Annotated in this window: 14 protein-coding genes; 9 read left to right on the top strand and 5 right to left on the bottom strand. The window is 39.4% G+C overall.

The window, feature by feature from the left end; all coding sequences use genetic code 11:
- On the bottom strand, positions 1-360 hold the full coding sequence (locus tag IEV39_RS02385) for a VOC family protein (RefSeq protein ID WP_005287277.1): 360 nt from the start codon (positions 358-360) through the stop codon (positions 1-3).
- Between the two features lie 310 nt (positions 361-670).
- On the opposite strand from IEV39_RS02385, the gene IEV39_RS02380 reads away from it, so the two are divergent.
- From IEV39_RS02380 to purB, 8 genes are all read left to right on the top strand, one after another.
- The gene (locus IEV39_RS02380) at positions 671-1075 is read left to right on the top strand and encodes an MCR_0457 family protein (protein ID WP_005231397.1); all 405 of its coding nucleotides are present in this window, start codon (positions 671-673) and stop codon (positions 1073-1075) included.
- A 127-nt stretch (positions 1076-1202) separates the two neighbouring features.
- Positions 1203-2351, top strand: coding sequence for a D-alanyl-D-alanine carboxypeptidase PBP5/6 (dacC, locus tag IEV39_RS02375; RefSeq protein WP_005231398.1), 1149 nt, complete (start codon positions 1203-1205; stop codon positions 2349-2351).
- A gap of 91 nt (positions 2352-2442) precedes the next feature.
- Positions 2443-2988 carry a gamma carbonic anhydrase family protein gene (locus tag IEV39_RS02370; RefSeq protein ID WP_005287279.1) on the top strand — a complete coding sequence of 182 codons (546 nt, stop codon included), beginning with the start codon at positions 2443-2445 and terminating at the stop codon, positions 2986-2988.
- Between the two features lie 36 nt (positions 2989-3024).
- Entirely contained in the window at positions 3025-3768 is a 744-nt protein-coding gene (locus tag IEV39_RS02365) for a DUF4145 domain-containing protein (RefSeq protein ID WP_005287282.1), read from the top strand.
- A 61-nt stretch (positions 3769-3829) separates the two neighbouring features.
- Positions 3830-4318 (top strand): NUDIX hydrolase, encoded by a 489-nt coding sequence (locus IEV39_RS02360; RefSeq protein WP_005243020.1) that lies wholly within the window; start codon positions 3830-3832, stop codon positions 4316-4318.
- A 4-nt stretch (positions 4319-4322) separates the two neighbouring features.
- Positions 4323-5456, top strand: a complete 1134-nt coding sequence (gene mnmA / locus IEV39_RS02355) for a tRNA 2-thiouridine(34) synthase MnmA (protein WP_005287285.1) — start codon at positions 4323-4325, stop codon at positions 5454-5456.
- Positions 5457-5474: 18 nt separating this feature from the next.
- Positions 5475-6206, top strand: coding sequence for a high frequency lysogenization protein HflD (gene hflD / locus IEV39_RS02350; protein WP_005231407.1), 732 nt, complete (start codon positions 5475-5477; stop codon positions 6204-6206).
- Positions 6207-6259: 53 nt separating this feature from the next.
- Positions 6260-7648 carry an adenylosuccinate lyase gene (gene purB / locus IEV39_RS02345; RefSeq protein ID WP_005287287.1) on the top strand — a complete coding sequence of 463 codons (1389 nt, stop codon included), beginning with the start codon at positions 6260-6262 and terminating at the stop codon, positions 7646-7648.
- An 87-nt stretch (positions 7649-7735) separates the two neighbouring features.
- On the opposite strand, the gene IEV39_RS02340 is transcribed toward purB, so the two are convergent.
- The 4 genes from IEV39_RS02340 to IEV39_RS02325 all read right to left on the bottom strand — a co-directional run bounded on the left by IEV39_RS02340 (position 7736) and on the right by IEV39_RS02325 (position 14257).
- Positions 7736-9187, bottom strand: a complete 1452-nt coding sequence (locus IEV39_RS02340) for an amino acid permease (RefSeq protein WP_005287290.1) — start codon at positions 9185-9187, stop codon at positions 7736-7738.
- 455 nt (positions 9188-9642) lie between these two features.
- Positions 9643-10680 carry an arginine N-succinyltransferase gene (astA, locus tag IEV39_RS02335; protein ID WP_005287293.1) on the bottom strand — a complete coding sequence of 346 codons (1038 nt, stop codon included), beginning with the start codon at positions 10678-10680 and terminating at the stop codon, positions 9643-9645.
- A 911-nt stretch (positions 10681-11591) separates the two neighbouring features.
- Positions 11592-13340, bottom strand: a complete 1749-nt coding sequence (locus IEV39_RS02330; RefSeq protein ID WP_005287297.1) for an amidohydrolase — start codon at positions 13338-13340, stop codon at positions 11592-11594.
- A 38-nt stretch (positions 13341-13378) separates the two neighbouring features.
- Positions 13379-14257 (bottom strand): hypothetical protein, encoded by an 879-nt coding sequence (locus IEV39_RS02325; protein WP_005287300.1) that lies wholly within the window; start codon positions 14255-14257, stop codon positions 13379-13381.
- Between the two features lie 381 nt (positions 14258-14638).
- Between IEV39_RS02325 and IEV39_RS02320 the strand changes: the two genes are divergently transcribed.
- On the top strand, positions 14639-15448 hold the full coding sequence (locus tag IEV39_RS02320) for an IclR family transcriptional regulator domain-containing protein (protein WP_005287306.1): 810 nt from the start codon (positions 14639-14641) through the stop codon (positions 15446-15448).
- Positions 15449-15476: the final 28 nt, after the last annotated feature.

Raw genomic sequence — 15476 nt, 5'->3', positions numbered from 1 at the left:
TTACCATGCATCTGGTTCACGCACCATATGGATAATATTTGCAGGGCTAGTAATCCATCCTCCTTTAAAACCTTCGGGCAAAGGCTCAATTGCATCACAACGCACCACGCCTGCTTTATTTAGATAGTGAGCTGCCTCAGTAAAATCATCGGTAAAGAGCTCAAGCCAAAGTTCTGCCTGACTCATCTCTGGCACGGCTGCGATCCAGAGCTTGATTGGGCCCAATTCAAAACCGACATCAGGTTCTTTTTCTGTAATTTGTTTAAGACCAATCACATCACGATAAAATGCAATGGTTGCTTCATATTGATGAGGTGGAAGTTTGAGTGCGATATCAACGCCACCCTTGAATCGATTCATGCCCTTACTCCTTTTTTTCCTTACCAGTTCTTTTTTAATTATCCTGATTTTCAATCCCACGCATTGCTGGCTATTTTTTAATCTTGTTGATCTTAATCTCGGATGTCAAGTTAAGTTACGCTCCTCTACCAATAGCTAAACCGCCCTATCCACGATAGAAAACGCCTTAGAAGTTGTAAGAAATTTAAGATTCTGAAAATTTAAACCCACAGTTTCTCCACGTTTCCTACAGCAAACATACATTTTTTTACCGGCTTCTATGCTATAAGTTATTCAAATTCTTTAAGTCTTGTTCTGAGTTTGATTTATTATGAAGAAAAATGTTTTTAAAACACTAGGTTTATCATTTCTCATCGCTTCTAGCGCTCTAGCTCCTACGGCCTTTGCGGCAGATAAAAAATCTACAGAAGCAGAAAAGATTGAAGTGACTCCGACTTCAGATAGCGTTACCAAGCAAGAGCTTGCCGCGATCTATGTGCTTTCTGAAATTTGTCCAAGCCTGATTGGCAAAGACCTAAAATTTAATAAAGCTTATGACAACCTGGTTAAAGCCTATTTGAATAACGATGCCAACGCGGTTGAAAGCTTGAATAAACGCGTAAAAGGTAAGGATTTTAAAGAAGCTTTAAAAGAAGCACGTAATGATGCAAAAGCAGCTTCTGACAGTGATAACCGTCAAATTTGCGATGACGTTCGTAATTATTATTCCAAATAAGATGAACAATTAAGGTTCAGGTTACAATACTGTATGAAAAAGCCGATTTCCCCCGTAGAAGTCGGCTTTGCTTTATCCTAAAATGCTAGGCTCGTCTGCTTCATACAAGATATTGGAACCACCTAGAATGACTCACAAAAGCGCTCTTGCTGCATTATTACTTTTGCCAAGCTTTTCATATGCAGCAACTGTCCTATCCGCTCCACCAGAATTAAATAATAAATCCTATGTATTAATGGATTATGAGACCGGACAGATTCTCGCTGCCAAAAACGAAAATGAAAAACTGGCACCTGCTTCAATGACAAAAATGATGACAAGCTACATCATTGAGCAGAAACTTTTAAAGGGTGAATTGACTGAAAACGAACAGGTACGCATGAATGAATCTGCGTGGTGTCGTGGTAGCAGCTCTGAATCATGTATGTATGTTCCACTGAATGGTACTGCAACAGTTTTAGAAATGTTGCGTGGTATTATTATCCAGTCAGGAAACGATGCTTCTAAAGCAATGGCTGAACATATCGCGGGCAATGAAGGGACCTTTGCCCATATGATGAACCAGGAAGCAAAACGTGTTGGTATGGTGAACACTCACTTTATCAACTCAACCGGTATGCCAGCTGAAGGTCATTATTCAACTGCCAAAGATATGGCCATCCTTGCACAGCACATCATTAAAGACAGTTCTAAATACTATCCGATTTATTCAGAAAAAGAATTTGCTTTTAATGGCATCAAACAAGGCAACCGTAATGCCCTGCTTTATACCGATCCAAGTGTAGATGGTTTAAAAACAGGTCATACCAATGAAGCGGGTTTCTGCTTAACCACGTCAAGTAAACGCGGCCCAATGCGTTTAATTTCAGTGATTTTCGGAACACCAAGCATGAATGAACGTGCCGATCAGACACGTACGCTTTTAGCTTGGGGCTTTTCAAACTTTGAAACTGCCAATGTTCAACCAGCCAACCAGGTTCTTGCCAAGGCTAAAGTTTGGTTCGGTAAACAAGATGATGTTCAAATTGGCTTAGCAGAAAACTTCAATGTGACCATGCCTAAAGGCCAGGCAGACAAAATCAAAACTCAGCTTGTGGTTCAGCCTAAACTCAATGCACCTTTAGCTAAAGGTCAAGTGGTAGGTAAACTGGTTGCAAGTCTGGATGGTAAAGTGATTGCAGAAAAACCATTGGTCGCATTGAAACCAGTTGAAGAAGCTGGCTTCTTTGCACGTATGATTGACCATATCAAAATGTTCTTCAGTAACTTGTTCTAAATTTTAGAATCGTTAAATTAAGCATTCATGCTCTTGGGTATGAATGCTTTTTTATTTTATAATTCTCCTAAATTTTCAAGCGAACGCTGCTATGCAAAAGAACATTCGTCCCTATCTCGACCAGAAACCAGATGTTGATTCAAGTTGTTATATCGATGACATGTCGGTTGTTGTAGGTGATGTTAAACTCGCTGAAAATGTGTCAGTCTGGCCTTTTGCCGTGATTCGCGGTGATGTAAATTCAATTCAGATTGGCAAAAACAGTAACGTACAGGATCATTGTATGTTGCATGTCAGCCATAAGAATCAATCTAAACCGAATGGTTCTCCACTGGTCATTGGAGAAGATGTAACGGTTGGGCATCATGTAACTTTACATGGCTGCACCATTGGTAATCGCGTCTTGATCGGGATTAATACCGTCGTGTTAGATGACGTCATCATTGAAGATGATGTAATGATCGGTGCCGGTAGTCTTGTTCCGCCACGTAAAGTATTAAAAAGCGGTTATCTCTATGTCGGCAGTCCTGTCCAACAAGTGCGTGCACTGACTGAAAAAGAAATGGAGTTTTTACCTTACTCGGCACGTCACTATGTGAAAGTGAAGGATAATTATTTAAACTCAGCAACGTCATAATTAGAAATCATCATATTATAAAAATTGGAGATACTTGTGGATCATACACCAAGACTTGGTAAAAGCAATTTTCAATGCCCACATTGTAAAGTAGTTTCTCAACAGAATTGGTTTGATAAGCAAAATGCAACCACTGCTGTAGAAGAGATATTAAATAATACTTTTCTAGACTATAGATCTGGTATTAAAGATTATTATCAAGATGCTATTGTCAATTTTCTAAATCGTTTTTATAAAGAGAATGAGAAAAAATTACCTAATTTCATCCCATCTAAATTTTCACTATCTACCTGTTTGACATGTTCCGATATCTCTATTTGGGTAGAAGAAAAGCTAGTTTACCCCAAGCAAATCGTCATCGAACCGCCTAATCAAGATATGAGTGAAGAAATTCAAAATCTATATAATGAGGCTTCATCAATTATTATGGAATCACCTAAAGGTGCAACAGCGCTTTTAAGATTAGCACTACAACTTTTATTAAAACAATTAGGAAAATCAGGAAAAAATATTAATAATGATATAAAAGAGTTAGTTGCTGAAGGTTTAAGTCCAAAAATCCAACAAGCATTAGATTTACTAAGAGTGGTTGGAAATAATGCGGTTCATCCAGGTCAGATTGATCTGAATGACGATAATGAAATAGCCATAAAGCTTTTTCATATCCTTAATTTTATTGCAAATGAAACGATTACCAAACCGAAAGAATTAGAGTTTCTATATTCCAGTATAATTCCTGAAGACACCAAGCAACATATTAAAGATCGTGACAAGACATAATAGGATAGCCACCGCGTCTCAAATTTTGTAGAATACATTTTTTAAAACCATGGTGCTTTCTATGACCGCTTGGACACCTCATGTCACAGTCGCCACTGTAGTCGAAAAAGACGGACGTTTTCTGTTTGTTGAAGAGCACAGTGAAGGCTTTGTACATACCGTGTTTAATCAACCTGCAGGTCATGTTGAATGTGGTGAAACCATTGTGCAGGCAGCGATCCGTGAGACACTGGAAGAAACAGGCCATCACGTTGAAATCGATCATCTGCTTGGGATCTATACTTATACCCCGCCGATGTTTCCAGATCGTACCTACTACCGTTTTTGTTTCCTGGCGCATGTGACGTCAGTTGAAGAAAATGCACAACTGGATACAGGTATTGTTGCTGCAGTCTGGATGAATCTGGATGAGCTACAAGAATCAGCACGTGCGCGCAGTCCACTGGTTTTAAAAGCTGTTGAAGATGCCCTTGCTGGCAAGAAATATCCTTTATCGCTTATTTATGAGCACCCTTTCTCTCCCTCATTAACTTCTCATTTGGACGCTTAATTAGATGCAACAACGTGTCATCGTCGGTATGTCTGGTGGTGTAGACTCCTCTGTTTCTGCCGCACTGTTACTTCAACAAGGATATCAGGTTGAAGGTCTTTTCATGAAAAACTGGGAAGAAGATGATGGTACGGAATACTGCACAGCACTTGAAGATCTGGCAGATGCTCAGGCCGTTGCAGATAAAATCGGCATCAAACTACATACGGCCAACTTTGCCATGGAATATTGGGATCGTGTCTTTGAGCATTTTCTGGCTGAATATGCTGCAGGTCGTACCCCTAATCCGGATATTCTGTGTAATAAAGAAATTAAATTCCGTGCGTTCCTCGACCATGCCATGACCCTAGGTGCAGATTTCATTGCAACAGGTCACTATGCACGCCGTGGCGCAAGCATGCAAAACTCTCGTGGCGAAACTTACGCCCCCTTACTTCGTGGTGTCGATAACAATAAAGACCAGACCTATTTCTTACATGCGGTGCATGGTCGTGAAATTAACAAGACGCTATTCCCTGTCGGTGAAATCGAAAAACCGGAAGTTCGTCGTATCGCAGAACAACTGAATCTCGCGACTGCGAAGAAAAAAGACTCAACAGGTATCTGTTTTATTGGCGAACGTCGTTTTACCGATTTCTTAAAACAGTATTTACCTGCGCAAGCCGGAAAAATTGTTTTGGAATCAGGTAAAGAAGTTGGTGAACATCACGGCTTGATGTACTATACGCTGGGTCAACGTGGTGGTATCGGTATCGGTGGGATGAAAGGTGTACAAGAAGGTGCATGGTTCGTACTCCATAAAGATATTGCCAATAACCGACTGGTGATTGGACAAGGACATGAACATCCGTTGATGCAAAGCACACAGCTTTGGAGCGAAACGATTGACTGGGTGGCTGGCGAACAGGACATCCCGAGTACCGGTTTCCGTTGCACAGCAAAAACCCGTTATCGTCAACCTGATCAGGCATGTACAATTTACCGCGATGAACACACTGAAAATGGTGTGCGTGTTGAATTTGATGAACCGCAACGCGCTGTAACACCAGGGCAAAGTGTGGTGTTCTACTCAGGAGAGGCTTGCTTAGGCGGTGGTGTGATTCACCATACCAATGCACCTGAACCGGATTTTATTTAAGGAAATTGGAAGCGAAGCATGGTCGAGTTACCCTTTCAGCACACGCAAGCGTTGAATGTCAGACAAAACCGTGCTTTGGCATTGGCAGCAGTCTTTCAGGCAACCCAGCTGACGCATATGACGGCGATGGCTGGACAGCAAAGTATTGGCGATAGTGGTAACTTTTATTTCGAACTGCTCATCAAGGCCAGTTTGAATATTCGCCCGACGGCCAATAATGCCACGCAAACCCTCGATTTCTTTAATCAGCTGGCCGATATTTCTCTTGGCTTAAAAACACTGGAAGGCTGCATTACCCAGCCCTTTAATACGGCACCCAAATCCCGTGTTCCCAAAATGTCGACCGCTAAACTTCCAATGTCCTATGCAATGGCCTTATTGCAGCTGGAAAAGAAAGTCTACGGTAATCCTGAATACGTTAAAATCATTGAAACAGCCCAACAGAAAATCCTAAAACAACTCTCCTTTTTTGATAATAATTATTTGCATCCCAGCATTATTGCTAATCTCGCACAAACCTATGTTGAAACTGCGGGCCAAATTAATCCGCGCATTTTAGTCCGTGGTAATGCGGAAGCCTTTAAAGATATTAATCATACTAACCGTATTCGAGCTTGCCTGTTTACAGGCTTGCAGCTGGCCCATTTATGGAAACAGTCCGGCGGCAGCTCGTGGAGTATGATCTTTAGTAAACGCAAGTTATTGCAAGATATTCAAGCTCTCGCTCGTTTGCAGTATCAGGTGGTATAGCCGATATGCCAACGATTTTATTTTTATGTTTATTCCAAAATTAAGGAATCTGTATGAATGCTTTAACCGCACTCTCGCCACTTGATGGACGTTACGCTAGCAAATGCGATGCCCTACGCCCTTTTTTGTCTGAGTTTGGTTTAATCCACGCTCGTGTCACGGTTGAAGTGCGTTGGTTACAAGCACTTGCGAATCGTGCAGAAATCATCGAAGTTGCGCCATTTTCAAATGAAACCAATGCCGCACTCGATGCGATTGTTAGCAACTTCTCTGAAGAAGATGCAAACCGCATTAAAGAAATCGAACGCACTACCAACCATGATGTAAAAGCAGTTGAATATTTCCTTAAAGAAAAAATTGCCAACATTGATGAACTAAAAAATGCAGGCGAGTTTATTCACTTTGCTTGCACATCAGAAGACATCAATAACCTGTCTCATGCATTAATGTTGAAAAATGGCCGTGAAGTTCTCGTGGCAAGCATGAAGCAGCTTCTTACTTCAATCTCGGCTTTGGCAACCACCCATGCTGAACAACCAATGTTGTCTCGTACACACGGTCAAACAGCAAGCCCAACCACCTTGGGTAAAGAAATGGCAAACGTTGCTTACCGTTTAGCACGTCAAATCAAGCAATTTGAAAATGTTGAGTTACTTGGCAAAATCAATGGTGCAGTCGGCAACTATAACGCTCACCTCTCTGCTTACCCTGAAATTGACTGGGCTGCGCATGCACAAGCATTTGTTGAGTCTTTAGGCTTGGCATTTAACCCATACACCACGCAAATCGAGCCACATGACTACATGGCTGAATTGTTTGATGCATTACGTCGCTTTAATACGATTCTGATCGACTTTAACCGTGACGTTTGGGGTTATATCTCTCTCGGTTACTTCAAACAAAAGCTAAAAGATGGCGAAGTAGGTTCTTCAACCATGCCACATAAAGTCAACCCAATTGACTTTGAAAACTCTGAAGGTAACTTGGGTATTGCCAATGCAGTATTAGGTCATCTTGGTGAAAAGCTTCCTGTTTCTCGCTGGCAGCGCGACTTAACCGACTCAACTGTATTACGTAATATGGGTGTTGGTTTTGCACAAAGCTTGATTGCTTTTGATGCTTGCTTAAAAGGTGTAGGTAAACTTGAACTCAATGCTGCACGTTTAAATGAAGATTTAGACCAGGCACAAGAAGTTCTTGCAGAACCGATTCAAACCGTGATGCGCCGTTATAACGTTGAAAAGCCATACGAGAAATTAAAAGCCCTGACTCGTGGTCAAGCCATGACACGTGACATGATGGTCAACTTCGTGAAAGGTGATGAACTTGCTCAAGTTCCAGAAGATGAACGTACTCGCCTTGCTGAGCTTACGCCTGCAACCTACACAGGTAATGCAGCTGAACAAGCAAAACAGATCAACGATTTGATCAGCAAAATCTAAAAAATGGATGTCATAAAAAGCAGAGCCTCGGCTCTGCTTTTTTGTTTTTAAACGGGGTCAGATTTTATCGCAACTGCGCAACCCTGCTCAAACATAGTCCATAGGTCTGGCTTTTAGCAGATCCAGCTCCAACATCTTTTTCTTTTTACGACGATAGGCAATAAACAGACCCAAAAACCAGATGGGTGAAACTGCCAAGGCGATCAAGGTATCATGATCCAAGGCCAGAATAACGATGGTAAACACTAAAAATGACATGGTAAACCAAGCCATAAACAGGCCACCCGGCATTTTAAACTTAGATTGCTGATGCAACTCAGGAAACTTCTTACGATAGCAAATATAAGAAAGAATAATCAGTATAAAGGTAAAGACACATAAGATCGAAGTCAGCGCTGAAATGATGGTAAACGCTGTCATGACATTCGGTACAATAAATAAAATTGAAGTACCAATGGTGACGCAAGCCATAGAGAAAACCAAACCGCGAATCGGCACTTTTCTTTTCGATAACTTACTAAAGCTTTTAGGTGCATCATTGTCCAAAGACAAACCATAGAGCATACGACTGGTCGCAAAAATACCGCTATTGGCAGAAGAAAGTGCCGAAGTTGCCACCACAAAATTGACCAGACCCGCCGCAATCGGTAAGCCAATCAAAGAGAACATCTCAACAAATGGACTTTTTTCTGGTGAAATTTTTGCCCAAGAAGTGACCGCAATAATACAGACCAATGCGCCGACATAAAACAACAGGATACGAAACGGAATAGAGTTAATGGCTTTAGGCAGTGATTTATGCGGATCTTTGGTTTCAGCGGCTGTAGTGCCGACCAGCTCAATCCCAACAAAGGCGAAGATTGCGATCTGGAAGCCAGCCAAAAAGCCAGTGAGGCCATACGGAAACATCGATTCAGTTTCAAATACATGACTCATCGATGCTTTAACACCACTTGGAGAAGTAAAGCCTGTACTAATCAGATATATCCCTGCAAGGATAAACAGGATAATGGCAGAAACCTTAATGAGAGAGAACCAGAACTCCAGCTCACCAAACATTCGAACCGCGACAAAGTTCAAAATCGTCAAAATCGCCAGTGAGGTAAATGCAGGAATCCAGACCGGCACATCGGGGTACCAGAACTGCATATACCCCCCAATCACGATCACATCTGCAATGGCGGTAATAATCCAGTTGCCCCAATACGACCAGCCCAGGAAAAAGCCAGCCCAAGGACCGATATAAGCGGTTGCAAAGTCGGCAAAGGTTTTAAAATTGGTATTGGCCAGCAATAGTTCACCCATTGCCCGCATTACAAAGAAAAAGAAAAAGCCGATAATTAAATAAGTTAAAACAATGGAAGTACCCGAAACACTTAAGGTTTTGCCAGAACCCATAAATAAACCAGTACCAATTGCACCACCAATCGCAATCATTTGAATATGACGATTGGTCAAAGAACGCTGTAACTTTTCCTCATCCTGCGGGTTCCCTGGCAGGTCTTCATCCTGAAGTTGCTTTTCTTTATTTTGACTCATGTAATCCTTACTCCAACTTACAACAACCGTTATAAGCACTTGATAAAAATATAATATTTTTAAACTGCTTTAATATAAAAATTCCATTTCGTTCAATAAAATTATTTTAAAATGAATGTATTAAGTCGTACTCACCTCACCAATCATCCTTTTCCATGTATGTGTTATCAGTGCACTAAAATCTATCGTTATTCGCCAAAAGTCCTTTAGGCGCAAGCATCATATCCTATTCCCTTGTCACTTGAAGGTGAACGCACATCTTCCTGCTCAATTTACAAGCAATTAAACGTGAAATATATTTAATTATAAGGAGATTTTTTATGTAAAAAATCGTTATAACCCTTTACTGTCCAGAACTTAAAATTTCACATCTGCAGATTAAGCTCATAAAAAATACAATACAAATCAAATAAAATTCACGCTTAAAGATGCTGCAATATGCGAAAAGTCATTCTTTAATGTTTATGATGAACATTGATATTTAATACCCGAACCGAGTCACTATTTTTGACATGCAGCTGACGGGCCTGCTCTTCGGTCAATTTCACCAGACCATGATGTGGAGGGTTATAAATCAGGATTGCGCGATAATTGTCATAATCATCATTGGCAACGATATACGGCTCATCATCTCCCGAAACCGCATCAGATGGCTCAACCTGTACCTGCACCACATGACTGTCCTTAATCGCCCTTAAATTTTCGATATCAGCCTGTAAGGTTGCGCCCCCATCAAAGATATCGACATAACCCTTATAACGCAGCCCTTCTTCAATTAGGAGGTTATACGCAGGGACAGTATTCGGATGCACGGCACCAATCACGGCTTTGGCTTCATCAGGCAGCATATCGACATAAAGTGGATGACGCGGCATCAATTCTGCAATAAATGCTTTTTTGCCAGTCCCACTGAGATAGTCCGCTTTGGTAAAGTCCATATCAAAGAATCTATGACCGACTGCATCCCAAAAGGGTGAACGCCCATTTTCATCCGAAAAACCACGCATTTCGGCAACAATGGTTTCTTCAAAATATTGTCTAAAGGCGGATAGAAATAAAAAACGGACTTTGGACAGAAATTTGCCATTTTTATTTAAGCGATAATCAGGATCGAGGAATAAAGTACACAGCTCACTACAGTTGGTATGGTTATTACTGAGATACAAGGTCGGCAGCGCTTTATACACATTCAAAGGCTCGGAGGAATGAACTTGTGTCCCGACATGGAAATTATACCAAGGTTCTTTTAAACCAAGTGCCACCTCAATACCACAAACACCGACCACTTTATCCAGTTCGGTATCTTCCAGTACAAATAAATAGCCCTGCTCCGATTTATCTAATTTGCCCTGTACCGTTTTAACCGCCCGATCAATACGGGCAGCCAGCATTTCCATATCAGGCTGTAAGGAAGTTAAACCAAAACCTGCTTTTTGTGCTAAGCGGTAAAGATCATGAATATCTTTCTGCTCAATATAACGGATAATCATCATGCGATTGGGTCCTTATTTTGAGAACGATCTTGATAATTTCCTCGAATCACCTCATCCCAATGACGCTGTCCTTGCTGAACCATGCACAATAGCAACATTTCTTATTCCTTAATTATTAAATTTTCCCTAGCCAGACCAATTTTCGGCTGAGCTGACTTTCATTATGCAAGTCTTTTTTTGACCACTTTCATCAACCTGAAACCAAAGTTAAATAGCATCACCAGATGCATATTCAGATTAATAACTCTATTATTCAAAAACTAATTGCCATACAAAATTTAAAATTAAGCAAAAAATGAGCTGTTTTTTAGCAATTTATTCATTGACAGTGACAATGTGAAAACTCTGTAGCTGGTTTATGGATAAAGATGTAAAGCGTTGGAGCATTCCCCTGATTGAATCTTTTTTTGTTATTATTGTCTCTAACACAGGTATTGAAATGATCGCCTCCCCTAGAACAATAGCTTCTCTTCATCACAATTGCTGGAGAATCATCATCTGATGAGCATTCAGAAAAATTAATCATCAACATATGAGCATCCTGTTCAGCTTTACCAATCTATCTGGTAGCGTCAAGCGTGGAATAAGTGCTATCCTGCTGGATGATTAAATAGAAATTTTGAGTCTGATCAATACCACCGACAAAGCAGCAACCACATTCAGTCTCAATAACAAGGTTTTTAAGACGTTGCTAAATTAGAGTGGTCAGCGTAAAAGCATTTAGCTAAAATAAGGCAATAACATTTTAAAGATATAAAATTAAGCCTGATCAGTGAGTGAAAAAGTACAGTTCTGCATTTTTAAGGGATAATATTAAGATAAGGTTGGAAAATTGTGCTAACCCTTTGCTCAGATTGGTAAAATGAGCTGATGATCTTCTCAGCCCATCTTAAGTAAAATCTGTCTACCTCTTACCGCTGATAGACCCGTATTCCATCAAAAATAGTCCACAGCACTTTGGTTTCAGCCAGTTGTTCAGGTGAAACTTTAAAAATATCTCGATCCAGCACGATCATATCTGCCTTTTTACCAGGCTCAAGTGATCCTATGCTTTTATCCAGATATAAAGCTTTAGCCGAATGAATGGTATAAGCTTTAAAGACAGAATCACGATCAATTGCCTCTGCAGGATTGAGACGATCTCCATCTAATCCTTTTCGGGTAATTGCTGTGGCCATGGCAATAAAAGGATTTGGGGTTGAAACTGGAGCATCGCTGGCGCCAGCAATAATTGCCCCATGCTTCAGCAAAGAATGAGCAGGATACATACCTCGATAAGAGACAGCACTGATATAGGGTTTGACCAATTCTTTATTAAAGCTATCTTCATAGGCCCATGCCAGTTGCATGGAGGCAATTACATTATTTTGTTTGAAACGCTTATAGTCTTGAGTGTCCACCAGTTGCAGATGGGTAATACTATGAGGAACCTGACTATGTCTTTTGGAACGGGTATATTCAAACGCATTTAATGATTCATGTACAGCTTTGTCGCCCACTGCATGAATATGAACTAGCATGTCCCGCTTGTCTGCCTCATCAATAATGGTTTTAAAAGCAACCGGATCAAACAGTAATTGTCCACTCTTTTTGCTGTTTGTGTATTGTCCCAGTAAAGCAGCAGATTGTGCTGGATATTCTAGTACACCATCAGCGAATATCTTGATACCGACCAGATTAAAGTTTTCAATGTTTTGATACTGGTTGTTAATAGATTCAATTACATCAAATACCTGTACTGTACTCTTTGGATTAACGACATGTAGTCCCGACACACGTGCGGTTAATTGTCCTCTCTGCGATAATTCTTTATACATGGGAATCATGCCCAGTGTAGTTGGGGTATTTTGTATATTAGAAATACCTTTATTCGGCTCTGCATTGGCCGCAATATCCATCCATGCCGTAATACCTAAACTATTATAGTATTTCACTGCTTCTTTAGAACCTTTATAAAGCAAGTCATGTGATACAGAAGGAATTTTCTCACTAACCGCGTCCCAACCAAAATCCACTAAAAAGCCCGTCGGCTGAAATTTTTCATCATGAGCAATGGTTTGCTGATTTTCAGGGCTAAGCTTTTTAATATAATTGGTATCAATATTTGCTCTTTTCAACATTGCCTGATTTGCCCAGGCAGTATGATGATCGCTTCCAATCAATACCAGCGGCTGGGTTTTCCATTCATTCTGGTTAAATACGTCGGATAACTGTTGGCTCAATTCCCAATATTCGGATGATAATCCATTTAAAAACAGCACATCTCCTGCAACCCCAGTACCATCCAGTTTAGACTGTCTGAGCTTGTTTTCGACCTTCGCAATATCAACCTGTGCTTCATCCATGGTCGCTAAAACCATTTCCACACCAGAAGCTAGAGCATGAATATGACTATCCACTAGCCCAGGCATCATTACTTTATTTTTTAAATCATAAACTTGAGTATTTTTATCCGCAATTTTTTTAATCTCGGCATTACTCCCTACGCGGACGATGGTACCATCTGTGGCTATTGCTATGGCCTGTTGTAAAGGTTTATTATCTTGTGCTGTATAAATTTTTCCATTTATATAAATACTTCCCACCTGATGATTTGCCCATGCCATATTGGGTATGATCAAGCTCAGACTCAATGCCAAAAATCCATTTTTAAATTTCATGTTTTACTCCAAAAACGATCTTACTATTTAAAATTTAATTAAAAGTTATAACTTAAGCCTGCAACCAGCAGATTTTTCTGACGTTCACTAAAGCGGTCTTTTCCACCCACAATATATTGCATCCATCCTATGGCCTGCTCTTTCTGATCAAAGGCATGCGAAAATTCAAATGTGGTATGTCTAAAAACAAAATCTTCTGTCGAATTTTTTACATAGGTACCGTTTTTTTCAAAGTATGAAAAACCAGCATAAAGATTAAAATAGTAGCCAGGATATATTAGAGTGGCGTAATTCAACTCAATATAGGTGTCACCTTTATTCATAAAATAAACATCATTCAAATAGGTCTCAAAGCTGATTCCAACACGATCTTTATCCTTCCGAATAGGATACTTTAGAAAAAGGCCTGCCTCTAAACCACCCGTATGATCAGATTCTGGATAATATAAATATTTTAGATTTACGTCATAATCTAACTTTGCATAACTATTTTCGTAGCCTATGAAAAAATCATTTTCATAGTAGCTAAAATTCGATACTTTCTTTGCATTCTGCGACAGGTGCCTATACGCTTGGTATAAAGCCTGTTCATATTCTTCAGCAGGAAGAGCTGGATTAATCTGGGTTTCAGCCTGTCGATACAAATACTCATCTTTCTGAATTTCACTAAATGAATATCCAAGCTTGCTATTAAAAAAAGAAATATAAAAATTCTGATAGTTCAACTTAAGAAAGCTTTGTATTGCGACATCTTCATTTTCTGGAAAGTTGGTCATGCCTCGATTGATATAAGCCGAAGCAACTGAAATATTGCCAGAAAAACTTAATCGACTCTCTGCATCCTCCTTTGCAAACCCTTTCGCAGAAATACTATAAAATATCAGTATAAAAACCATCTTTATATATTTTAAATACATCTTACATACATCCATGTTTCAACTTAAACAATTAAGTTTTATTAAAAATAATGATTCTATTCTTCAATCAATACGCGATTTAATATAATATTTTAGACGGATAAATTTATTTCAATAAATTTAACTGCGACTAAAAACAAAAAACTCAGGAGAGTACTTCTTCTTTCCTAACCTTTGACAATAATTTTTTAATTGATAAAGTTTCTGATGCTGAATCAACAATTGCATTTTTTTATTTAAGCCTTCCATAAATTAGCCTCCACTTCTTTCTGGATAAACTAATTTTTAAATTTAGTTGGTGCTATAACATGAATAAGAAAAAAACCGTTGTATGATACTTTCATCCGCCTGGCGGACAAAATATTTAAAAGGAATTTTATAATGAAAGACAAGTTAATTGAGAACACTTATACACATGAGTTTATAAAGGAAGAAGACTATATTAATGCCTTAGCAAAAGGGTTAAGTCTGCTAGAAGCATTTAGTACTGAACGGCAAAAATTAAATGTTACTCAAATTGCAGAAAAGACCCAGATTAGTAGAACTGCAGCACGTAGACATTTGAAAACATTAAAATTTCTAGGCTATCTAGATACAGATGAGTACTTTTACTGGTTAACACACAAAGTATTACGTTTTTCTAGCACTTATCTTCATTCGTCTCATCTTTCAAAAATTTCGCAACCGATTCTCAATTTACTGTCTGCTCAAACGACTTTAACATTTTCCGTGGTTGTACTGGATGATAATGAAATCGTACCGATTGCCCGTAGTTATTTACCCCAGCAAGAGAATCTCAGAATCAGTCCTTACGGAGTACATCTGGGTAATCGACTACCCGCTCATGCTACCTCGACAGGAAAAGTATTATTGGCTGCTCTTAGTAAACAGCAACAGTTTACATGGCTTAAAAAATATGGATTAAAACGTCTTACTCCATTTACCCATACAGATGAAATTATTTTTTTAAATATTTTAAAGCAAATTTCTATGCAAGATTATTGTTTATCAATCGATGAACATGAACTTGGAATTATTGCACTTGCGGTCCCTATCATCGACTCCACAGGTAAACATGTTGCTGCCTTAAACTGTATTTCTCAAAAAAACAAGGTAACACAGGATTATCTTACTAAACAAATTCTACCTTTATTAAAAAATACAGCGAGTGAAATACGGAGCATGTTATAAATATTTTCTAATCATGGCCTATTTTGTT

This window comes from Acinetobacter courvalinii (assembly GCF_014635545.1).
GTDB classification, from domain to species: Bacteria; Pseudomonadota; Gammaproteobacteria; order Pseudomonadales; family Moraxellaceae; genus Acinetobacter; species Acinetobacter courvalinii.
Note: the sequence above shows the minus strand (reverse complement) of the source record. Positions and strands in the feature narration are given on the sequence as shown.